Annotated in this window: 16 protein-coding genes; 2 read left to right on the forward strand and 14 right to left on the reverse strand. The window is 40.7% G+C overall.

Going from position 1 to position 24,677, the window contains the following annotated elements:
* Positions 1-6 precede the first annotated feature (6 nt).
* From AB5542_RS00080 to AB5542_RS00130, 11 genes are all read right to left on the reverse strand, one after another.
* Positions 7-930, reverse strand: coding sequence for an ABC transporter ATP-binding protein (locus AB5542_RS00080; protein ID WP_279039749.1), 924 nt, complete (start codon positions 928-930; stop codon positions 7-9).
* A gap of 137 nt (positions 931-1,067) precedes the next feature.
* Positions 1,068-2,183 carry a hypothetical protein gene (locus AB5542_RS00085; RefSeq protein WP_279039750.1) on the reverse strand — a complete coding sequence of 372 codons (1,116 nt, stop codon included), beginning with the start codon at positions 2,181-2,183 and terminating at the stop codon, positions 1,068-1,070.
* Between the two features lie 22 nt (positions 2,184-2,205).
* Positions 2,206-3,600, reverse strand: coding sequence for a RagB/SusD family nutrient uptake outer membrane protein (locus AB5542_RS00090; RefSeq protein WP_279039751.1), 1,395 nt, complete (start codon positions 3,598-3,600; stop codon positions 2,206-2,208).
* Between the two features lie 19 nt (positions 3,601-3,619).
* A complete protein-coding gene (locus AB5542_RS00095) occupies positions 3,620-7,096 on the reverse strand; it encodes a SusC/RagA family TonB-linked outer membrane protein (RefSeq protein WP_279039753.1) in 3,477 nt (1,158 codons plus the stop codon).
* A gap of 164 nt (positions 7,097-7,260) precedes the next feature.
* The gene (locus AB5542_RS00100) at positions 7,261-8,427 is read right to left on the reverse strand and encodes a FecR family protein (RefSeq protein WP_279039755.1); all 1,167 of its coding nucleotides are present in this window, start codon (positions 8,425-8,427) and stop codon (positions 7,261-7,263) included.
* Between the two features lie 109 nt (positions 8,428-8,536).
* Positions 8,537-9,100, reverse strand: a complete 564-nt coding sequence (locus AB5542_RS00105; protein ID WP_279039756.1) for an RNA polymerase sigma-70 factor — start codon at positions 9,098-9,100, stop codon at positions 8,537-8,539.
* Between the two features lie 105 nt (positions 9,101-9,205).
* A complete protein-coding gene (locus AB5542_RS00110) occupies positions 9,206-10,336 on the reverse strand; it encodes an AAA family ATPase (protein WP_279039758.1) in 1,131 nt (376 codons plus the stop codon).
* A 90-nt stretch (positions 10,337-10,426) separates the two neighbouring features.
* Positions 10,427-11,791 carry a DNA repair protein RadA gene (gene radA, locus AB5542_RS00115; protein ID WP_087419280.1) on the reverse strand — a complete coding sequence of 455 codons (1,365 nt, stop codon included), beginning with the start codon at positions 11,789-11,791 and terminating at the stop codon, positions 10,427-10,429.
* A 198-nt stretch (positions 11,792-11,989) separates the two neighbouring features.
* Positions 11,990-14,323 (reverse strand): transglycosylase domain-containing protein, encoded by a 2,334-nt coding sequence (locus AB5542_RS00120; RefSeq protein ID WP_087419279.1) that lies wholly within the window; start codon positions 14,321-14,323, stop codon positions 11,990-11,992.
* Positions 14,324-15,520: 1,197 nt separating this feature from the next.
* Positions 15,521-16,690, reverse strand: coding sequence for an ATP-binding protein (locus tag AB5542_RS00125; protein ID WP_087419278.1), 1,170 nt, complete (start codon positions 16,688-16,690; stop codon positions 15,521-15,523).
* 116 nt (positions 16,691-16,806) lie between these two features.
* Complete coding sequence (locus tag AB5542_RS00130) at positions 16,807-17,214, reverse strand: hypothetical protein (RefSeq protein WP_288215002.1); 408 nt, start codon at positions 17,212-17,214, stop codon at positions 16,807-16,809.
* Positions 17,215-17,395: 181 nt separating this feature from the next.
* Here AB5542_RS00130 and AB5542_RS00135 point away from each other — a divergent pair, with 181 nt between their 5' ends.
* Complete coding sequence (locus AB5542_RS00135) at positions 17,396-18,568, forward strand: ATP-binding protein (protein WP_288215003.1); 1,173 nt, start codon at positions 17,396-17,398, stop codon at positions 18,566-18,568.
* Positions 18,569-18,611: 43 nt separating this feature from the next.
* Here AB5542_RS00135 and AB5542_RS00140 read toward each other — a convergent pair whose 3' ends face one another.
* The 3 genes from AB5542_RS00140 to carA all read right to left on the reverse strand — a co-directional run bounded on the left by AB5542_RS00140 (position 18,612) and on the right by carA (position 23,974).
* Positions 18,612-19,310, reverse strand: coding sequence for a hypothetical protein (locus AB5542_RS00140; RefSeq protein WP_087419275.1), 699 nt, complete (start codon positions 19,308-19,310; stop codon positions 18,612-18,614).
* A 144-nt stretch (positions 19,311-19,454) separates the two neighbouring features.
* Positions 19,455-22,679 (reverse strand): carbamoyl-phosphate synthase (glutamine-hydrolyzing) large subunit, encoded by a 3,225-nt coding sequence (gene carB / locus AB5542_RS00145; protein ID WP_279038653.1) that lies wholly within the window; start codon positions 22,677-22,679, stop codon positions 19,455-19,457.
* 212 nt (positions 22,680-22,891) lie between these two features.
* Entirely contained in the window at positions 22,892-23,974 is a 1,083-nt protein-coding gene (gene carA / locus AB5542_RS00150; RefSeq protein WP_118305207.1) for a glutamine-hydrolyzing carbamoyl-phosphate synthase small subunit, read from the reverse strand.
* A gap of 247 nt (positions 23,975-24,221) precedes the next feature.
* On the opposite strand from carA, the gene AB5542_RS00155 reads away from it, so the two are divergent.
* The coding region (locus tag AB5542_RS00155; RefSeq protein WP_368242936.1) for an arginine repressor at positions 24,222-24,677 on the forward strand (456 nt) is incomplete at its 3' end.

Here is a 24,677-nt window from a genome sequence, read left to right on the forward strand (position 1 = left end):
ATATGATTATTTTCCTGATAATTTAGCAAACACGGCTTCCATGGAACTCTTTTCTGTTCGGATTTCTGTCATTTCCCATCCCCGGGTAACACTTTCACGGATCACTTGCTTTATCGTGTCCCGATCCCCGTCATACATCAAGCGGGCACCGTGACCTCCCACACACTCCACTCGTTTGATACCGGGAAGTGCCATCAATTCATCTGGCAACGGGGGTATATCAAACTCCGCGTAAAGCGTGTTCGGCTCGATATAATTATCAAACTCTTCCACACTACCAGAAAACACCACCCTCCCGTGTTCAATCATTTTGATCGTTGAACAGGTTGCCTGAACTTCTGACAAAATATGCGTTGAAAGCATCACTGTACGATCCTCCGCTATATCCCGAATTAATTGACGCACTTCCAGAATCTGGTTCGGGTCCAACCCGTTTGTCGGTTCGTCAAGAACCACGAATTTAGGATCATGCAAAATAGCTTGGGCAATACCCACCCGCTGCTGGTATCCCCCGGACAGGTTACGTAACAACCGTTCTTTCACGTGCGTGATTCCGCAACGTTCTTCTGCCAACCCGATTGCCGTTTTAATTATTTTCCGATCCATCCAATGAATCTCGGCACAAAAACGCAAATACTCATCCACGGTCAAATCAGGATATAACGGGGGTTTCTGCGGCAAAAAACCGATATACTTTCGGGCCGCCACGGGTTCCTTCAATGTATCAATCCCGTTAATACTCACCTTACCCTGAGTCTGCTTCAATACCCCACAAATAATATTCATTGTCGTTGACTTCCCGGCCCCGTTTGACCCCAGCAAACCAATTACCCCCGAACCGTTAATCTCGAAATTAATATCTTCGATTGCCCATCGAGTTATGGCATAACGGTGATACAAATGCTCTACTTTTACAATTGGATTTTCCATACATACGATTTTTATTCATCATTATAGTTGAACATCAAAAAATGACATTCTATTTCATATCTAATAAAAGGAACGCCACCCTCATTCCGCACCCGAATAAGAGCGGCGTATATCACCCTTGATTCAATTCCTAATTTTTACTTACCCAAATAATTTCCAATAGTTTGTATATCTATGCCCTGTTCTTTAAACGCATCAATCAGAATATTATACTTTCTCCGAATCAAACCATTCCGGTCTTTTAGCGGGTGAAGTATTCCCGTGAGATCATTCGCATTATAATTCCCATTCGGCGGGGTCGCTGTCAAGGTTGTATAAGAATAATCAAAAATCATGTTGAAATAATTTTTGGAATCATCATCCTCTATCATAGAGAGTTGAGCAGATGCGTACGGACGCTTTACAAACCCAAGGCGATAACTCATACTATCAACAGGCCGGGAAGAAGCCGAACCTCCTGCCCAATAATAATCGGAAACATCATAAAAATCGTCATAAGAAAATCGATCCTTCATTTTGTCATACGTCTGAAGGAACCATTTATTCAAATCATTCTTTATTGTTTTTTTACTCGCATCCGTCATAGTCTCAACAGTTTCATCTCCATGACTGAATATAAAGTTATTAAACGAAAGCAGGTATGATTTACTCAACAACGTCTGTTGATTTCCGGCAACAGACTTCAGTTCCCGACCTAAGATAATTTTCAACGGTAACACGGAAGCCAATAACGTGTCTGAATAAAAATTTAAAAAAATCTGTTCCAACAAATCTAACTGCTTACTGATATATGCCTCATCTGCATTCTCCACAGAAAAATTACCCTCGTACTGTGTTTTATAGTTCACGACCAATAATGTTTTCTCATTTAAAGAGACTTCCTGCCATGAAGAACTTGAGTTCTTTGTCGCTCCCAATTTATATTCCACTCCAGCAAGATGCACGACACTGTCTTTCACAAAATCACCCTCTTTCATCTCGTAATAATTCACAGTCCTCACCGTATCCGGATACATTCCTTGCCAACTGCTTAAATTAAAATAAACATCAACCGGGTTAAACTTATAGAGAACATACACGCCAGTCCGATCAAACCAATCCATAATACGGGCATCATATTCATGATTACCTTGTGGTATCACTAGCTCGTATTCTTCCACGCCCGAAGGAGTCAGCTCTTTACCGTCATCGTTACATCCGATCCACCCGACTAATCCGACAATTAATATCCACAATATACTCTTTGTTTTCATACGATTCTAATTAAAAATTAATCTATTGATTTTGTACCAGAGAAGGATTCTGCTCCGTGATCACCTTCGGTATTGGCAAAGCGTAATATTCCATATTCTGTTCATACTCAATGCTACTATCATACAAGAGATGAGTAACCATTACCCCCAAACGGCGCACGTCACACCAACGATGACTCGTTTCCCCACATAGTTCCCGGCGACGTTCTGTCAAACAGAAATCCAACAATTCCTGACCATCCGTCAAGTCCACTTCTGCATACTTACTCTTATTAAGACGATATTTTCTCAACTTATTCAAATCAGCCAAAGCCTTCAATCTGAATTCGTCCTGACCTCCCGCCAGATATTTCCGAACATAGGCTTCTGCCCGATTCAAATACAATTCTGCCGTACGAATTCCCTGCATTTTCCCATAATCAGAACTTCCCTTGCTTATACCGGGATACCCTCTTGTAATCGTAGAATTATAATATAAAAAGAGACTTTTCCGGAAATCAACATTATCCGTATATATATCTATCAAATTCTCCGATAAAATAAACGGGGGAGACAACCTAGGTTGAAAACTTATACTGTACCCTTCGCTATATTCCCTAACCCAAATAATTTCATCCGGAGTAGAAGATGTATTATATACCCGTCCACCATCATTTAAATCCAGTAAATTAGACTTTACCATCAAGACGGAGTCCGCGTAAGCCAAGGCTTTATCCCAATCTTCCATGTATAGATACACCCGGGACAATATCGCTTTAGCAGCCAGATGATCTATTCTAAAAAAATTACGATCATACCTATTGGTTGACAGCAACTTATTTCCTCGCAAAAGATCCTGTTCAATCCGAGCATAAACTTCTTTCACCGTGTTTCGAGTAAAAAATTGTCCCGTCACCGTGGCATCCAATTTCAACGGGACACCCAAATCGGTCTCCGGATTTCCTTGATTATAAGCAACTCCAAAAAAGTTTATCAAATGGAAATAGTACCAGGAACGAAGTACCAAAGCTTCACCCCGCAAACTCTCCCGGACGAGATCCTCCCCCTTCATATCATCCAAGTAATCCAAAACCAGATTACACCCCAAAATACCCTTATAGGGGATCTCCCAACATCCGTTATAATATCCCCCACCATCATCATCAAACATCTTTGAATCCCACAAATACCTCCATTTATTCCGTTCATATTCATCCTGCACATAAACTAACGGTTCTACCGATTTCACATTATCCGTGAAAATCTCTGTCATGTAAAAAAAGTTATGATTATCATGATAACCATCTCCCAATAAAATTTGTTCCAAATCCGAAATCATCGCGGGCCGGACCTCATCCTGACTGGACTCTTCTAGAAAATCACTACATCCCGTTAACCATAGAACAGACATTAGCAAATATATTTTTCTTATTTTCATCGTAATATCTTTTATAAAATTAGAAACTCAAGTTCACTCCCAACGAGAAATTTTGAGATCGAGGCTGTTGTCCCAAAGCAACTTCCGGATCGCGGCCCTTGAAATCCTTACTCTTAATTTGTAAAGGATTGGTCGCCGTGAAAGAAACGGTCATGTTTTTTGCAAAACTTCTGATCCACCCATCCGGCAAACTATAAGAAAACTTAAAATCATTGAAACGAATATACCACGCATTCACCACACGGACATCCGATTTTGCCCAAGCATCCAAAGGATAAACTCCTGTACCATTCCCAAACGGACGAAGAGGATGACTATTATCCCCGGTCGGGATAGAAGGAATATCTGTATGTTTCTCATCTCCAGGATTCCGCCAACGTTTATTCAACTGAGTTGAAGCATTCCGATACTCACTCATCATCCGGTGACCCGAAGTATAAGGGGAATTCAAAAATGTATAATTTCCCCGGCTCACATAAAAATTCAACGGGAAAGAGAAACGTTTCCAGCGAAATATCATGTTGATTCCTACCGTGAAAGTCGGTTCAATCGTTCCCATGTACGCCATGTATTCAGTCGCATCTTCCGCAGCCTGCCTCGTATCTGCCCTTGAAAAATCAAACATCGGAGCACCATGTTCCGGATTCAGTCCCGTGAAACGGAATGCCCAAAAACTTCCGACAGGATACCCTTTTTTGTTCAACGTTCCAGCTGCCGCCTTTTTCCAGTCTTTTGTCGACTCCAACTTCGAATTCACCGTGTTATCATTTCCCGAAAAACTCGTACCCAAACTCCACATAAAATTCTTTGTCCGAACCGGAACGACACTAAAAGCAAGATCCCATCCCTTATTCTTCACGTCTCCATCATTCAAGGCCATACTCGTGGTCCCGTTTTCATACGGAATTTTCGCTGTCGTGATCACGTCTGTCGTTTTCTTATAATACCAGTTAAATGTTCCTGTTAACTTGCTCTTTAAGAAAGCGAAATTAACTCCCAGATTCACGGATAACGTTTTTTCCGGTTTGAGATCAGGATTAGGCAGCTGACTCCATGTCATTTTCCATTCCCCGGTCTTGGAATCTACCGATCCCATTTTAGCGATAAAATCCGGACTAACATTCTCGGCCACGTTTCCTTGATAACCAAAGGTAGCAGAGAACGACAAATTATTCACCAAATTCTGGCCTTCCATCCAATGCTCATCCGTCACGTTCCAACGCAGCCCACCCGACCATACCGGCTGGAATTTCGTAGATCCACCAAAACGATTGGAGGCATCTCCCCGCACGGAAAAATTAATCGAGTAACGATTATCATACATATACCCACCTGACATATAATAAGAAATATAATTGGACAAGCGATCTGTAACCGACGGTATCGTCCGGGCATATTCCGTATTTTCTACCAAGGTGATCCCATAATTCAACGGTACATTGGTAAAGCTCTTTCCTCGGTCTGGCATATATCCCCAGTTTGTTTGTGAAAAACCCTTGTATTGATTACTACGGGTCTCGAAACCTGCCACTAAATTCACGGCATGTACTCCATTACATAATTTCACGAATTCCGCTTGTATTCGTGCCGTGTAATTAAAATTTCGACTCTCCGAGACCGTCAACATCCCACCATAAGGCAATTTTGACTTCTTATATTCGTTATCCGTCACGGTAAATTCACCATATTCATACCCTCGAATTGCGGTAATTTTATGAGATCGCTCCGAGAACCATGTTTCAGCAAAAGAAGAACTTGATGCCCCACCCAGTGTTGCCGAAATTGTCAGATCCTCGTACACTCTCCAGCGAGCATTCAAATTTAAGTTTATACTTTTCGAAGAATTCTTGTTCCCTGAATTTTCTAATTCATTCAATATATTGTATTTAGCCATACCATTTTCATAATAGTACAACTGTCCCTCATCATAACAAGGAATCGTCCGACTCGTGTTTATCGCGTAATTATAAGGATCAACCCCAGAAGCAAAAGCTATTGTCTCCGTATGGTTACCGGATAACGAAGCGGTTAACGTCAATTGTTTCCAGAAAATAGTTGTCATATTCAGATTACCCGTGTAAGACTCCTGCTCATTACCCTTTGCAGTATTCTTTTGATTACGATACCCAAAAGAAGCCCGGTAAGTAGCATCCTCATTTCCCCCGGAAAAACTCAGTGAATGAGATTGAGAAAATGGAGTTCTATACAAAATATCAAACCAATCCGTATTTGCAGTTTCGAACTTTTTCACCCCTTTGTGAAATTCATCTAAACTAATTTCCCGGCGAGAATAAGCCAAAGCTAATCCAATATAGCCAATTCTTTCGTCACTAACCTGCGCACCTCGTTCAAAAGCCTCGCGAGAAAGAGCGACCCGGTCTTTTGAATTCATAATTTCCATCCGGTTATAATTCAATCTCTGACTCATGGAAAAATTCCCGGAATAATTCACCGACAAACGTCCTCGTTCTCCTTTTTTTGTCGTGATCAAAATCACCCCATTCGCCGCTTTTACACCATAAATTGCCGTGGCTGAAGCATCTTTCAACACGGTTATATCCTCAATATCATTTGGATTTAGCCACGAAACTGCTCCCCCGATAAACTCTTTCATCATATCAAGATTATCATCGCTGATTGCCGCCAACGACTCGGCCTCAAACGGCAGATTATCTTCTTGAATAATACCATCAACTACCCATACCGGATCAGCATTACCCACCAACGTGGATGTTCCTCTCACTCTCACCTTCTGCCGGGTTCCCGTCAAACCACTCGTGTGAGTAACCATCATGCCGGGGATTTTCCCCTGCAACATGGACTCAATGGTCTCGTTACCTGTCATGATCAAATCTTCTGCTTTCACCTTCGAATAAGATCCTGCCATAGCTTTCTCTTTAATCACTTGATAACCGGTAACAACTACTTCCTCGATCTGTTTCAAATCTTCCACCAACACCACCAGAAGAGTATCACTTTTTTCTGTAAACCGAACTTTTTTACTTTTAAAACCTACAAAAGAAAATTCCAGAAAACCCTCCCGGACTGGCAACATTAACGAGAATACTCCTTTCGTATTCGTTGCAGTCCCAACAGTCGTTCCTTCCAACTTTACCGTCACTCCCGGCAAAACTTGTTTCTTTTCATCTACAACCTTTCCCGTGATTTTCAACATTTCCTGTTGTCCACGGGTATCCTCCCGACGTTTCACCACGATAATATTTCCTCGAAAACTATACGTTAAATCCGTCCCTTCAAAAAGACGTATCAGTACGGCCTCCACGCTCTCATTCCTCACTTCAATAGACACCTTCCCCAAACTATTCGTTTGTTCGGTATTAAAAATAAAATGCAAATCAGTCTGCCGCTGAATCTCATCCAGTAACATTTTCACCGTAACCTCCTTCATGTTCAAACTAACTCGTTCCTGTTGGGCATAAGTACTTGCCGAAAGAGAAAACGTGAAACAAGACAGTAAAACGAGACACATTCTCATAATTTTCCAAAATTTACGCCAACAACCCGAATGGGATCGAAGGCAAATTCGATTTTTTTCCATACTTTTGTAATTGATAGTTAGATTATTTACCAATAGACTCACACGATAAGGTCTATCGGAGATTAAACTAGCGGAAGGTGCTTCCAACGCCTTCCGTTTTTTTATTTAGTAACAATAATAATTCGTTCCTTGATTGTAAATTTTACCCCCGTGGCTTCCGTGATCGCATCAAGAATATCCTGAATTTCCTTATAACGCCCCAGATGACCGGAAAAATGAAGGTGTTTAACACTCTCTGTCTGGTAGAACACGTCCACGTCATACCACAACGAAAGTGTGTTCATAATCTGTTCTAAACTCTCCTCCTCAAACGTGAAAATCCCTTTTGTCCAAGCCACATACTGCTGGACATTCACGCTCTTAATCTCGATTTTTCCACTTCCCCGGTCAAAACGAGCCAGTTTGCCCGGGCTCAACATATATTCTTTCGTTGAATGTGGCAATTTAATACTTACCTCTCCTTCCACCAAAACGGTCTGTATATCGTTTCCCTTACGCGTATTCACGTTAAACGACGTTCCATAGACTCTCACCTGCATTCCTTCTATTTCCACATAAAAAGGTCGAGCACTATCTTTTTTCACCTCGAAATAAGCCTCCCCGTCCAGATAAACCTTACGTTCCTCCTTTCCAAACCTCACGGGATATTCCAAATTCGTCGCAGAATTTAACATGACACTAGTCCCATCAGATAAAGTCAGGTGAAACTCTCCCCCCCGGGGAATCTTCAACACACTATATTGCAATTTTTCCTCTTTCCCGTCAATACCACTATCATACACCAATCCCCCACTCGTTCGTTTAGCTTTCAGCCCTTCTCCGACCTCTATTTCCTCCTGTTTCATTCCTTTCAGTGCCAATGTCGTTCCTCCCGGAAGTACCAATGTCGCCTTTACCTGCCCGGGTTCAATGACCTCGCTTATTACCCGGTTTTCAACTTCTTCCTCCCGGTTCAGTATCCAGATAGCAACTCCTATCATGACCGGGATCACAGCCACAGCCACGTACTTCAATACCCGTCGCCATAAATAATACCGCTCACGCTGTATTTGCCGTTCAAAACGTCTCCAACCCTTTTCCATATCAATCCGGCAAAACTCAGGAAACTCCTCCGCAAACCGCCCTTCTTCCTTCATCTCTTCAAAAAAACGACGGTTTCCCTCGCTCTCCTCTACCCAGAATTTCAACTCCTGTCGTTCCTCCTCAGAAATAGCACCAGATAAATAAAGTCGAATCATTCGAACTATTTTCTCATTAAAGATTTCCATATCCATTCTCTAATTTTACACCACATACGACAAGCACCTCGAAAAGGGGTAAGTAGAAAAAGACTTTTTTCAATAAAATTTTATAAACTAAACGAAAAGTAGGCTAGAATCAAAACATTCGAAACATAACCAACAAGACAAATAAATTACCCAGGCGTTCTTTCAAGAAACGAACGGCATTCTTTTTATGAGTCTTAACGGTTTCCACGGAAAGAGATAATAATTCGGCAATCTCCTCATTTTTTTTACCCTTCAGATGTAATTCAAATACTTCCCGGCAACGATCAGGCAATTCACGAACAGCCAAGTACAATTCCCGGTAAACTTCTTCCCGCATTAAATTATACTCCCGTTCACCTTCATCATCATGATTGGCAAGTTGATAAGCAAGATACCGATTTTCAACCGCTTTGTGCTTTAAATAATCCAGACACCTATTCTGAACCGCATCATACAGAAATGCCTTGAATCCATGAAAAGAATTGTATTCTTTCGGGCTTTCCCAGATCGCCACGAATACCTCCTGCACCACATCCTCGGCTACTTCCCGCTGGCGGACACGTTTCATGGCATACAACACAAGATAATTGTAGAAGTGTTCGAATAAAGCCCGAAACGCTCCTACTTCTTTGGCATTAATCTGTTGAATAAATTTATCTTCTGAAATACCCATTCACTCCCTAATTGGATTCTTGACAAATATAAAATATTCCAGCTAAGAAACAAAATCATGGAACTGATTATTTTGTAACTTACAAAACAGTCAGTTCCATAATTTTCATTTAAACCAATCCCGTTTCAACCAAGCCTCGAACAAGGGATCTTGAAATGTGATTTCATTCCCTCTCACATCAATCACTTCCCGTTCCATAAGAGCTTGCTTTATTCTAACCACATTTCCAGAGGTACCAATCCGGTAAGCCTGCAATGTTTGTTTTGAACTTAATTGCTTTTCTCCCGCTATTAATGCCTTCAAAAAACCGAGCTGGGCATTACTAAACGTTTCCATGCTATTCAGAAAAAGTAAGCTCAACTGGTCAATCAACCCATTATACGCTTCCTTAACAACAGATGGCACAACTAACTTCTCTGTCCTAAGCCACACCTGTTGAGCCAATTGCTGTACATAATACGGGTGCCTGTCTACCAATTCCACCAATAACTGAATTTCATCCCGTTCGATAACCTTATTAGTCGTTTGGAATTTTTGTCGGATAAACGGGACCCACTCTTCCGTTTCTATTTTTTGAAGAAACATTAAGTCTCCAAACTTATAAAAAGGCATTGAAACATTCGCAAAAACATCCATCAACATGTGTCGCTTACTGCCAAATAAACAATAAGCAACGTGAGTATGTCGCTGCCAATGGGCCCTCAACTTCTTTTGAAACGCCAAAGAATCCCCGAAATTAGCCACGTTCTGAAATTCATCAATACAAATAATTAAACGAATATTTTTAGATACAGCCAAAGCCTCTGCCAAATCCAGAATATCATCCGGATTACGTTTCAATTCCTCCAAACCAATCCCAAAAGACAGCTCACTCTCCACATCAGCCGTAAAAGAAATCCGGGGGATCAAGCGGGCAAGGAAGTTTTTGGCATTTATCGCTATTTCTTCCCACTTGGAAGATACAGATGTTAAAACCTCTTTCGCTAATAATGTATAAAACTCCTCTTCTTCCCTCACGTTAAAAAGGTCAATCATGCATAATTTCACATCTCCTTCAGACGCTAGGAGTTGTTTGGCAACATGCGTTACTAACGATGATTTTCCCCAACGACGAGGAGAAATAATAATCGTATTTGTCAAACTTCTGAAATTCTGCAATAAACGTTCTGTTTCCACTCGTCGATCCGTGAAATTTTGATCCGTAGCTATTTTCCCAAAAACAAAAGGCGTTTCCATATTTATTCGTTTTATTCTAGAACAAATATAACTGATTATTTTGTAAGTTACAAAATAGTCAGTTCACAAAATACAATATGGATAAACGATTTAGCTAAATAACTCCCGACAAATATCTCCCACCCGAGAAACAAATCTCACTTTTATATGTGCAGGAACTTTTGTCAACGCTTTCTTATTTCCCGCCGGAACAAATATTTGTTGGAATCCGAGTTTTTCAGCCTCCAGTATTCGTTGTTCGATACGACTCACGGCACGAATCTCTCCCGACAAGCCAACTTCCCCGGCAAACACGGTATTCGTGGGTATCGGGGCGTCTATATTTGAAGAGAGAACTGCCATCACGACCCCTAAATCCAAAGCCGGGTCACTCACCCGTATTCCTCCGGCAATATTCAAAAACACATCCTTCGCCGCCAACCGGAAACCCACCCGTTTTTCCAACACGGCAAGCAACATATTCAAGCGTCGCGTATCAAAGCCCGTTGCAGACCGCTGGGGCGTCCCGTAAGCCGCCGTGCTAACCAAGGCCTGCACTTCCAACAAAATCGTTCTAACGCCTTCCATGGTGGCTGAAACGGCGACTCCACTCAAATCTTGGTCATGATTGGATAGCAACAACTCGGAAGGATTAGCCACCTGTCGCAAACCGGATTGCAACATCTCGTAGATACCTATCTCGGAAGTCGAACCAAAACGGTTCTTCATAGAGCGCAAAATACGATACATATGTTGCTGATCACCCTCAAATTGCAGGACGGTATCCACCATATGTTCCAGAATCTTCGGACCGGCCAACTGACCGTCTTTCGTGATATGCCCGATCAAAATAGTCGTAATCGTATTTTCTTTCGAGTAACGCAGCAACACGTTAGTACATTCCCGGATTTGCGATAAACTCCCCGGAATGGCATCCACACTCTCTGTTGCCAGCGTTTGTATAGAGTCAATAATCAATAATTTCGGTTCAAGCGCACGGGAATGTTCCAATACCGTCTCCAACGAGTTCCCCGAAAGGAACAGGCAATCGTCATTCTCCGCCCCCAATCGTTGCGCCCGCATCTTGATCTGCGACACACTCTCCTCCCCGGAAACATACAGCACTTTCCCACAACGATTATGCAAGGCAAATTGCAGTACCAACGTCGATTTACCGATACCCGGCTCTCCCCCCAGTAGAATCATAGAACCCGGTACGATTCCACCTCCCAACACCCGGTTCAGTTCTCCATCTCCGGTATCCATACGTTCATCCGCATTCGCCTTCACCTCCGACAACTTCAAAGGCCGTGAAGAACTTGCCCCCACGATAGAAGCCACCCGGTTTCCTTTGGTAGAAACTTCCACCTCTTCCACAAAACTATTCCACTCCCCACAAGTAGAGCATTTCCCAACCCATTTGGATTCCTTTGCTCCACAATTCTGACAAACGTACACGGTTTTTGTTTTAGCCATACAATTGAAAATTGAAGATTGAAATAAACCATCTAAATAATAACCTCTCCTCTCCCAATAGGGAAAACCACTTGGTAATCAACTCTCCCCCTGTGTAAGGGGGAGTCGGTGGGGGTAGTTCTCAAATAAAACTTTTTCAATCTCGTTATTCTTACAATACTTTCTATAAATCAGATCATCAACAAAATGAATTTTCAATTAATCAAAGATTTCATCTGAAGAATCATAATCCGTCATTCCCTCTCTATCCGCATCCCCACAATCAAGCACATGGTTCACCCCATTCGGTTTTTGGAAATCACTTTGCGGCACGGCAAGAGATTTATCCGCATATACTTTCTGCATAAACAAAGCCCAAATCGGAAGTGCCATACTAGCTCCCTGTCCATTCGCCAGATTCTGGAAATGGATAGAACGATCTTCCGCACCTACCCAAACCCCTCCGGCAAGATCAGGTGTAATTCCGATAAACCAACCATCAGAGTGATTCTGTGTCGTTCCGGTCTTTCCCCCGATCTGGTTCTTAAAACCATACCGGAAACGCAAACGGCGCCCCGTTCCTTCATCCACAACCCCCTGTAACAAATTCGCCATCAGGAATGCCGTATTTTCAGTAATCACCTCTCTGGATTCCGGGTAGAAATTCGCCAGCACGTTACCATACTTATCCTCAATTTTAGTCACCATCATCGGTGCATTATATACCCCTTTATTCGCGTATATCGAGAATGCCCCGACCATCTCTTTCACGGAAACCTCAGAAGAGCCCAAGAAAATCGCAGGAACTGGGTCTATAAAACTCGTGATTCCCATCCGGTGAGCCATTTGCACGACGGCCTCCGGGGTAAATTGTTTCAATACCCAACCGGAAATATTATTCACCGAATTTGCCAATCCCCATTTCAAAGTCACCATCTCACCTTCCCGCTTATCCGTGGAATTACGAGGTGTCCAAGTCGTCCCGTCCGGCAAGACAAACGTCTGTTGCACGTTCAGCACCTGATCACAAGGTCCCAGCCCTTCTTGCATCGCCAACGTGTAAAGAATCGGCTTGATCGTTGAACCGATCTGCCTTTTTCCGGTACTTACCATATCATACTGGAAATAACGATAATCCGGTCCTCCCACGTACGCCTTGATTCGGCCCGAAGAAGGTTCCATCGCCATGAATCCGGCCCGGAAGAATGACTTGTAATGTTTCAATGAATCCAACGGACTCATCACGGTATCCCGTACACCTTTCCACGTGAAAACAGACATCGGGATCGCTTTATCAAAGGATTTCTTTATCTCTTGAAAACTCTTACCAGCCTTATTCATTGACCGATAACGCTCGGTACGACGGATAGAAGTATTCAAAATATCATTGATCTCGGAAACCGTCAAATCATTCGAAAAAGGCGGATGAGCTTTTCTACTTCTCTCAGCCATAAATGCCGGCTGCAACGTTCCTCCCAGATGTTCCGTCACGGCCTCTTCCGCATATTTCTGCATCCGGGAATCCAATGTTGTATAAATCTTTAACCCGTCCGTGTAGATATTATAATGCGAACCGTCTGATTTCAAATTCTTGTTGCACCACCCGTAAAGCGGATTCGTTTCCCAAGCCAAAGAATCTACCGCATACTGGTCTTTACTCCACTTGCTATAATTCTTTTTATCCGGTTTGGATGCTGTCATGTATAACCGTAAATATTCCCGAAAATAAGTCGCAATACCCTCTTTATGATCCTCCTTGTGAAAATCCAATCCCAAAGGCAGAACTTTCAAAGAATCAAATTCAGCACGTGAAATCTTGTCATATTTCAACATCTGTCCCAACACCACATTCCGGCGTCCCAACGTCTTCTCTTCTCTGCGTACAGGATTAAAAAGCGAAGGATTTTTGGCCATTCCCACCAACATGGCGGCTTGTTCCACCTTCAAAGAATCGGGTGTTGTCGAAAAATATATGTTTGCGGCAGAGTTAATACCAACGGCCAAGTTCAAAAAGTCAAACTTATTGAGATACATCGTGATGATCTCTTCCTTCGTGTAGCTCTTCTCCAATTTCACCGCAATCACCCACTCCCGAAATTTACGCACGGCTAACTCCATGAAATTCTGATTTGCCTCCCGAGGGAACAACATCTTTGCCAATTGTTGCGTGATCGTACTACCACCTCCGGCAGAAGAATTCCCGGTCAACATACCCTGTGCCACCCGGAACAATCCTCGCACGTCAATACCACTATGATCATAGAAACGTACATCCTCCGTGGCAATCAACGCATCGATAACACTCTGAGGAATATCCTTATAGTCCATGTACCGACGGTTCTCACTCCCCTCGAAATACTTTCCTAAAATCTTCCCGTCCTCGGAATAAATCTCCGTGGCAAATTTATTCTTGGGGTTCTCCAACTCCTCGAACGTGGGCATAAAACCTAATTTACCCGCCGAAACAAGGTAGAAAAAGAAAAACACACCCGCAACAAAAACAATAAATAGCCCCCAGAAAATGGCAAAGTCTTTCCAATATCTTTTAAACATCACTTCTCGTTTTTATTTTAGCATACAAAGTTAGAAAATTAAATTTATATCTCTACCGATCAAGAAGAATCTCTCCTTGCTCTTTCATAAAAACGATCAAAACTTCTTGAAACCTTAAGAGTTTTATTCCACAATCCACTTCTCAATATATCGTGTCTTGTTGTCGAAGTTAATACCGATCTTGAACAATTGATGGGAAAAAGATAGCACATGTTTCACGAAATACAAAGCCTGAAGAATAAATGAAATACCCTATCACACAATAACCATATTCCCTTCACCCCCATATCAAAGACACCCGCTGAACGTCTTTGAAACGTCTTTGATTCGAAAGTGATACGTCTTTGATCCCTAACTACACCCTGTCTTCAACGGATAATGTACGGATTCTACACGGATAACGAACCAATTTACATTCCATTAATAAGTTTTCAAAACATCTATCTATCCATTAAAAATTCTTTAGGACCAATACTTTATTTATTAAAGAATAGTTTCCAGTGCAGATGGAAACTATTTTTCATTCACACTGGAAACTAATCTTTTTAAAAATCACGTCTGATCTTACACTGAATTTAAGATACTTCGAAACATTATCGTTTCATACCATTTCCGAATATGACATTATAAATTAAAATCACTTTTTTGGAAAAAAAATTTTCATTGATCTAATCTGTTAATAATGATATTTAACAACTATATATTCGTTAACTATCTTTTTGTCAATTGTAGTTTACTAAAATTGGTTTACTAAGTTTACTGTAAACTTTTTTCAGGACAATACATAATACTTGGCTCATGGTTAGGCTATTCTTTCCCTATACCATAAACATAGCATGAACATAGTAACAACATAACAACAACATAGATTTGTGTTCATGTTCTGTATGCGGTATGTTCGAGATTACTTTATGTGGTAGAGGAACCATAGAAAAAGGATAGAGAAAAGATAGGGAAAGGCAAGATCAAAAAATAAAACGATTTTTAATACTTGTAATAAAAATTTTATCTTATATATTTGTGAGGTGTATCTTTAATCCTTACTATGCAAGAGAAAGAATTTGAACATATTTTCAAATACCATTATATTGATATATATAATTTTATCTATCACTATATCATGAATGGAGATTATTCAGAAGATCTAGCACAGGATGTTTTTATTTGTTTTTTTGAAAAAAGAATCAAGTAAGTAAACTAGTAATTAAAACCAAAATGCCACAGTGGAATAATATTTTTATATCCATATTCAATGTTATCCTTTACGATATATGCATTTTCTATCCCTTCTATCTGCTTTTGCTGTTTTCCTTGGCCTCCAACCTCAAAAGTAAAATTTTCAATCCGGAAATCAGACTTTTCAGATGAAAAGACATCATTGTACACTTTCATCTGGGAAAGAAAAAACGTTTCTCGAATATTTCCTATATCTGATTTATTTTCAGCTAAAGCATAAATCAAATTTGTGTTATCTAAATACACTTTTTCCACTTTACCCAATAATCTAATACCTCCAGTTTCACCACGTAATTGAGCAATTATACCAGCTCTTTCCAGATAATACAAGAAATCTGTTACTTGATTACGATGCACATCTATCATTTGACCTATTTTCGTAAAATTAGGCTTGAATGGTACACTTTGAGAAATAATATAAAGTAATTGCCGAATTTTTTTTGTAGAAGCAATATTCATACTAGCATAGATAGGAATATCATTCTCTACCGTAAGACCTATCACATTCCGCAAGCGTTGTTCATAACCAGGATCCCGAAAGAATGGATAATATCCTTTCATCATGTACTCTTTAAATAAAGGTAATGGTAACCTTGTTTCAGGAAATTCAATTTTGTGCGAAAGAATATCCTCTAAAGAATAGGCTGGCAACTGCATTCCATACGATAAATTCAAATATTCACGAAAAGAGAGTCCCGGCAAATAGTAACTCAATGCCCGACGACTTAAATCTGCATTTCCCTTATAAATATCCAAAATAGAAGAACCCGTGAATATAATCTGAAAATCAGGATAATAATCATATATCATTTTCAGTTCCTTAGACCACTCCGAATATTTATGCACTTCATCAATAAAAAGATGTCTTCCCCCGTTTTTATAAAAATCCGAAGCTAAATCAAAAAGTCTATGTTCTGCAAAATACAGGTCATCCGCATTAATAAAAAGCGTATCATCCAGCGAATGATTTAATTTTATACGCTGTAACAACATAGTGGTTTTCCCCACTCCCCGAGGTCCCACAATTCCAATCATACGTGCCGACCAATCAATTTTATCATACAAATATCGGATATATGATGTATCTGTCAATAACAATAAACGCCGGAAAAGTTCAATTAATTGTTCCATAACTGTAATAAAATCAATGTTATTGATGCAAATATACAAAAATGCTGATTTAAATCAGCAAATTTTCGAAAAATTGCTAGTTTAAATCAGCAAATCAATATATCGTTATGAATCATTTACTCTATCACCTCAATCTTAACCTTCACATCATTAACGGTACATCCATCTGTCTTGAATTCTATGATCATCCCGGTATGAGTCCACATCGTCTGGAAATCCCGATCTTTCAGTTCTCCTGCTTTTAAAGGAAACGAGCGACGGGAACGAACTCCACTAGTCTCTCCGTCTTCTCTTATAGTTAAAATAGCATCACAATCCAAGGAACCTTTCACCGTGATATGTAGCCTTTGGGGAGTTTCTGTTTCGGTGTTATAGACAAAAGTGGCCAATTGCTTATTATTAATAGTAAACGTCTGTTCCTCAACAACTCCACCGGATGATTGCATCCACACGACGATTCCCAGTATCAACATGATTAAAACCGCGAAAACATATAGAATTCTTTTCAATTTCTTACTCGTCATAAGTACCTATTTTTTGTTATAATGATTATTACAAAGCTAGCAATTTAAGGTCAAATACCCAAAAAATTATTATCATCCCGTAAAACTGCAAGATATATCTTGCAGTTTTACCAAATCATTGCTTGTTATATCATGCAATTTTCCCTATATTTGCAGAAATGACTTGAAAAACATCAGTAATATGGAAAATCTATATAGAACATTTAGATTACTTTTGGACAACACTACAACAAATTTCATTCGTTATCTACATGATCAAATTTCATGGAACAGCCGTCTGGTGGCAATACTTGGAGCAAGAGGAGTCGGCAAAACCACCTTGTTATTACAACATATAAAACTCCATGATAACATTAACGAAACTCTTTTTGTCACGGCAGATGATCTCTATTTTTCCACAAATACACTTTATGAGCTTGCACTGAAATTTTACCAGCAAGGTGGAAAAAAGTTATATATTGATGAAATCCATAAATATCAAGCATGGTCCAAGGAGATTAAAAATATATATGATCAAATCCCCGGATTAAATGTAATATACACGGGTTCTTCTATTCTTGATCTGGAACAAGGGGGAGCCGATCTCAGCCGCCGTAAACTAGAATATCATATGACAGGATTGTCATTCAGGGAATACCTGAATATAGCCAAAAATATAAAATTACCCGTACATTCATTCGAAGACATATTATCTAATAAAATACAATTCCCATACGATAAGGAACGACCGTTGCAATTATTTAAAGAGTACCTGCAACAGGGTTATTACCCGTTTTTTAAAGAAGACGGTTATTACATTCGCTTGAAAAGTGTTTTAAATCAAACGCTTGAAAATGATATTCCCAATTTCGCACAAATGAATATTTCCACGGCGCAAAAGCTAAAAAAATTATTATATATCGTGGCGCAAAGTGTTCCCTTTAAACCGAATTTCTCGAAACTTTCAAGAGATTTAGACGTGAACCGTAATTTCGTACCCGACTTGATGTTCTATCTCGAAAAAGCCGGAGTAATCAACCAATTACGAAATGATACCAAAGGAATAAAACTACTTGGTAAAGTTGACAAGGTGTATCTTAATGATACAAATCTTGCATACGCCATCTCAGACACAACGCCAGATATTGGAAACGTGAGGGAAACGGTGTTCTTTTCTTTCATGCGAACAACACAAGAAGTTACCACATCATCCGTAGCAGATTTCACTATTGGTAAATATACCTTCGAAATTGATGGCAAAAATAAGACACAAAAGCAAATTGAAGGGATAGAAAATGCTTATGTTGTAAAAGATGATATAGAATACGGATATAAAAATATCATTCCTCTTTGGGCATTCGGATTAATCTATTAAGAAAACTAAAAGATAAAAACTAAAAGATATATTTGAATCCGACCTACTGTTCACAAATTGTTTTATCAACAATCACATCACCCTGTTCTAATAAATACACAACCATATAATCCTCATTTTGTTTCAGATCCAAAAGTAAAAATACCGTACTTTCCCGGAAACGAGTGTATATCGCAGCTCCAAAAATATCATAATATTTATTGAAATTCCACACGCAATCCAAACCTATACAATAAACATTCGTATCGCAACTTTCTCCTATATAATAGCCAATTACAATTTTTCGAATATTAGAATCATTCTCGTAAACAGGTGCCAAAGCCTTGATAAATTCTCGCTTATCCCATTTATCAACCTTACAAAAAGTCTGTCTTGAAACTCTCCACTCAAACTCCCGTAACTCAAAACCTGCTTCATCCAAATTCAACAAGACATCATCCGTCACATCCACCCCGCCTTTGCTCGTACTTCTGATACTTTTAACTGTCGCCCAAGGCCCAAGAATTACACCCCACCAACCGAAAATAGAAGAAATCAAATTATAACGCCACTTGTATTTACTTATAGATTCCCCCTTTTTTACCAAAATAGCAGGAGAAAAAAAAGACAACGGGAACGCCAAAATGGAAATAGTATAGGGAAACATAATAAATCTACCCCCGTTATCTATTTCCTTCTTCAAATCCTCAAACGTGTAATCGTCAGGAATCTTTATTCGCCGCTTTATACATTCGTCTTCCAAAATTCTATTTCTATATTTATAATTTCATATACAAATATACAAAATTGCTGATTCAAAACAACAGTTTTTAAAAATCAGAAAGGACTATCTTGTTAGACAGCCCTTTGCATATTATGATTCAATTTGATTTTTAGTCTTTATCTTTCAATACTCTCTGTATTCGTCCCAACTCTTGATCGCAATCTCCGACGGATCCACCTTGCAAATCGCATAGATGAACGCACTAGCCAACCGGGCGTTAGTGATCAGCGGGATATTGTAATCCACCGCAGCTCGACGGATTTTATACCCGTTATCCAACTCCCGTTTCGTGTGGTTTTTCGGAATATTGATGGCCAGATCAATTTTCCGGTCGTGCAAATACTCCATGATATTCGGTTCCTTGTCCTCGTCCGGCCAGTATAAGATATTCACATCGATACCGTTTTCTTTAAAGAATTTGGCGGTTCCTTCCGTGGAATAGATAGTGAACCCTTTCTCTATCAACATACGGGTTGAATTGATCAATTCCACTTTAGAACGCAAGGGGCCGGAAGAGATCAGTATGTTTTTCTTCGGGATTCGATGTCCCACGGAAAGCATACTTTTCAGTATTGCTTCGTAATAATTCTCCCCGATACAACCCACTTCCCCGGTAGATGCCATATCCACCCCAAGTACGGGATCGGCTTTCAGAAGCCGTGCAAAAGAGAATTGAGATGCCTTCACTCCCACGTAATCCAAATCAAATACAGACTTATTTAAAGCCTCGACCTTTTCACCCAACATGATTCGGGTGGCCATATCGATAAAGTTGTATTTCAACACTTTCGACACGAACGGGAAACTTCTTGATGCCCGCAAATTACACTCGATCACCTTGATATCATTATCCTTAGCGAGGAACTGCATGTTGAAAGGCCCGGATATATTCAACTCCTTAGCGATGGAACGGGCTATTTTCTTGATCCGACGGATAGTTTCGATGTACAACTTCTGGGCAGGGAACACGATGGTGGCATCACCGGAATGTACTCCGGCAAATTCAACATGTTCACTGATAGCGTAAGCCTTCACCTCTCCTTCCTGCGCCACGGCGTCAATCTCGACCTCTTTCGCCTGTTCGATAAACTCGGATACCACAACAGGATGGTCTTTCGATACCTCTGCTGCTAACTCCAAGAAATGTAATAACTCATCTTTATTCGACACCACGTTCATAGCGGCCCCGGATAGCACGTAAGAAGGACGAATCAACACGGGGAAACCCACTTTATCCACGAAATGATAAATGTCCTCTATACTCGTTAATTCGCTCCACCGGGGCTGGTCAATACCCAACTCGTCACACATGGTAGAGAATTTCTGACGATCTTCTGCCCGGTCGATAGATTCGGGAGAAGTTCCCAAAATATTCACGTGTTGACCATGCAATCGCATAGCCAAGTTATTCGGAATCTGGCCACCCGTGGAAACAATCACGCCTTTCGGTGCTTCCAATTCGATAATATCCATCACCCGTTCGAATGACAACTCGTCGAAATAGAGACGATCACAGGTATCGTAATCCGTACTGACTGTCTCCGGGTTATAATTAATCATCACCGAACGATAGCCGGCTTTCCGGATTGTATTCAAAGCACTCACACCACACCAATCGAATTCCACGCTACTACCGATGCGATAAGCTCCCGACCCCAACACGATCACGGAACGCCCGTCATGCTCGTATTTCACGTCATTTTCGGACCCGTTGTAGGTGACATACAAGTAATTTGTCATTGCCGGATATTCACCTGCCAGCGTGTCAATCTGTTTCACACAGGGTAATACTCCCAATTTCTTCCGGTAATCCCGAACCTTCAACATTTTCTCGTGGTGAGATAACGAGGTATTCTTCACGGTCAATCGACCGATCTGGAAATCAGAGAAACCGTATTGTTTTGCCTTTCGCAACAGACCTTCACTAATATCCGTTTCCTTATCAAGTTTACTTAACTCTTCTTTTAGCAAGTGAATGTTTTCCAAACGTTGTAAAAACCAATGATCGATTTTCGTCAATTCATGAATTTTCTCTACGCTATATCCCTTGTCGAAAGCCCCGGCAATAGCAAATATCCGAGAATCTGTCGGGTTCACTAACTCTTCATCAATATCTTTCGCTTTCAACACGTTACCGACAAAACCGTGCATACCCTGCCCGATCATCCGGATTCCTTTTTGAATTGCCTCTTCGAAAGATCGTCCGATAGCCATGATTTCTCCCACGCTTTTCATGGAAGAACCGATCACTTTGGAAACTCCCTCGAATTTATTCAAGTCCCAGCGAGGTATTTTACAAACCACGTAATCCAATGCCGGCTCGAAACATGCCGTGGTGACTTTGGTTACCGAGTTTTTGATCTCGTGTAACCCGTATCCCATACCCAATTTTGCGGCAACAAAAGCCAAAGGGTAGCCGGTTGCCTTGGATGCCAATGCACTGGACCGTGAAAGACGAGCGTTTACCTCGATTACCCGATAATCTTCCGAGTTCGGATCAAGGGCATACTGCACGTTACATTCACCCACGATGCCTATATGCCGGATTATTTTTATAGCTATCGATCTCAATTTGTGGTATTCGCTATTACTTAAAGTCTGTGATGGAGCAACTACTATACTTTCCCCGGTATGAATTCCCAGCGGATCGAAGTTTTCCATGTTACAGACCGTGATACAATTATCATATTTATCACGTACCACCTCGTATTCTACTTCTTTCCATCCCTTCAAAGATTCTTCCACTAAAACCTGAGGAGAATAAGAAAAAGCACTGGCAGCCAAACGTTCCAACTCTTCTTTATTTGAACAAAAACCGGAACCCAATCCCCCCAGCGTGTAAGCTGCCCGGATAATCACCGGAAAACCTAATTTATCCACTGCGGCAAACGCCTCTTCCATATTACTGGCAGCAATACTTTTCGGTGTTTTCACGTTAATTTCTGCCAATTTCCCGGCAAAGATTTCCCGGTCTTCGGTATCTATGATGGCTTGTACAGGCGTTCCGAGTACTTGCACGTTATACTTTTCTAAAACACCCGATTTATAAAGAGCCACTCCACAATTCAATGCAGTTTGTCCCCCAAAAGAGAGAAGAATACCATCCGGACGTTCCTTCTCGATCACCTGTTCCACGAATTCCGGTGTCACGGGTAAATAGTATATCTTGTCGGCCACCCCTTCCGATGTCTGTACCGTGGCTATATTCGGATTTATCAACACGCTGTAAATACCTTCTTCCCGAAGTGCTTTCAAAGCCTGTGATCCGGAATAATCAAACTCTCCGGCTTCCCCTATCTTCAATGCTCCCGATCCCAGAAGCAATACCTTTGCTATACCCATTCTTATTTTAGATTTAAAGTTTTAGATTCATTGCTCGTTTTTTCCGTCAAAATAAGTATTCTAACTCTCCCTCTGTTTATAGAGGGAGTACCCCGAAGGGGGGAGGGAGTTTATAGAAATAATAATAACTCCTCTGGCACTTCGTGCCACCTCCTCTATGAACAGAGGAGGAGCTGGAATACTCACCATTCTCAGCATTATCATTAACTCGTTTTCAATTACTTCTTCGATGTTTTCATTGCAGCAATGAAATTGTCAAAAAGAAACTCCGTGTCCACGGGACCACTTGATGCTTCTGGATGGAATTGAGCCGAGAAAAAAGGTTTTTTCTTGTGCTGAATTCCCTCGTTTGTACCGTCATTTACGTTCACGAACAACGGTTCCCAGTCAGCGGGAAGTGTTGTCTCATCTATCGCGAATCCATGATTCTGGGAAGTAATATAACAACGGGTTCCACCGGGGTTCATGACCGGCTGATTGTGACTTCTATGTCCATATTTTAATTTATAGGTAGAGGCCCCGGCAGCCCTTGCCATGAGTTGATTTCCCAGACAAATACCCATGATAGGGGTATTCCCTTTCAATGCTTTCCGTATATGCTCTATCGTTTCCTCGCAACGAGAGGGGTCTCCCGGCCCGTTAGAAAGAAAGATACCATCGAATTTTTCTTTCGTGAAATCATAATTCCACGGAACTCGTTTCACCGTAACATCCCGTTTTAACAAGCATCGCAATATATTGTTTTTTACCCCGCAATCCACCAGAACCACTTTATATTTCCCGTTTCCGTATTCCATGATCTTTTTCGTGGAAACCTCGGCAACGATGTTATCTTTATTCGGATCATAATAGGGTATGTCTTCATTGTCAAACAGTATTTTACCCAACATTGCTCCATGATCCCTTAACTTTTGAGTCAATGCCCGGGTATCTATACCAAAAAGCCCCGGAATCTGTTGTTCTTTTAACCAATCTCCGAGACTTTTTTGTGAATTCCAATGACTATACCGGGAAGAGTAATCCGAAATGACCAAAGCTTTACAATGAATCTTATCCGACTCGAAGAACTTGGATATTCCGTCTCGCTCGTCATCGACCGGGACCCCGTAATTTCCGATCATGGGATAAGTCGGAACCAGAATTTGCCCCTTATAAGAAGGGTCTGTTAAGCTCTCCGGATACCCGGTCATTGCCGTATAAAAAACAACTTCCCCGGACACCGATTTCTCGTAACCAAAGGAAGTTCCCTCATAAACTGTCCCGTCTTCTAAAACGAGACGGGCTTTCTTTAATTCATGCATATTTATTCAATCAATCAACTATAAATTAAATTTTATGCAAAAATATGGTGAATATATGAATTTACAAAGCATATTTATGAAAATAAATATTTTTAAGATTATAGGGACATCAATACACCGTATTCTAAAACTTATCAAACCATTATACTCCCCAGATAAGTACATCAATACCCTCTCTTTATTTTATATCCCCGTATTGAATATAAAACAAATTTCCCTAACTTTGTGAGGCGTAATATAAACACCTATGAGAAATAAAACGAAACGCCTGTTGGCCATTCGAAAGCTTATTGAGAACGAACAGATCTGCTCGCAGGAAGAATTATTGTTCAGACTGAAAGAGCTAAACGTAGAGGCAACGCAAAGTACGTTATCACGCGATCTTAAATTCATGAGAGTAGCTAAAATACCTCATAAAGATAAAGGTTACATATATATTATCCCGGACAGTATTCAGAATGAACAAGCCGATGAAAAAGCCTCCGCCATCGTGACGGACGCCATTTCAAGCATTGATTTTTCAGGAAATATTGCCGTGATGAAAACTCTTCCCGGATATGCGAAAGCCGTGACCGTTCTGATTGATAATGAAAATTATTTTGAGGTACTGGGAACTATCGGTGGTGACGATACAGTCCTTATTGTCATGCGGGAAGGCGTTACCCATAACGAGTTGCTGGATGCTCTCTCGTCTATACACGCT

It is taken from the genome of Butyricimonas sp. RTP31003st1_G1_RTP31003_210430 (genome assembly GCF_040920905.1).
GTDB lineage: Bacteria > Bacteroidota > Bacteroidia > Bacteroidales > Marinifilaceae > Butyricimonas > Butyricimonas paravirosa.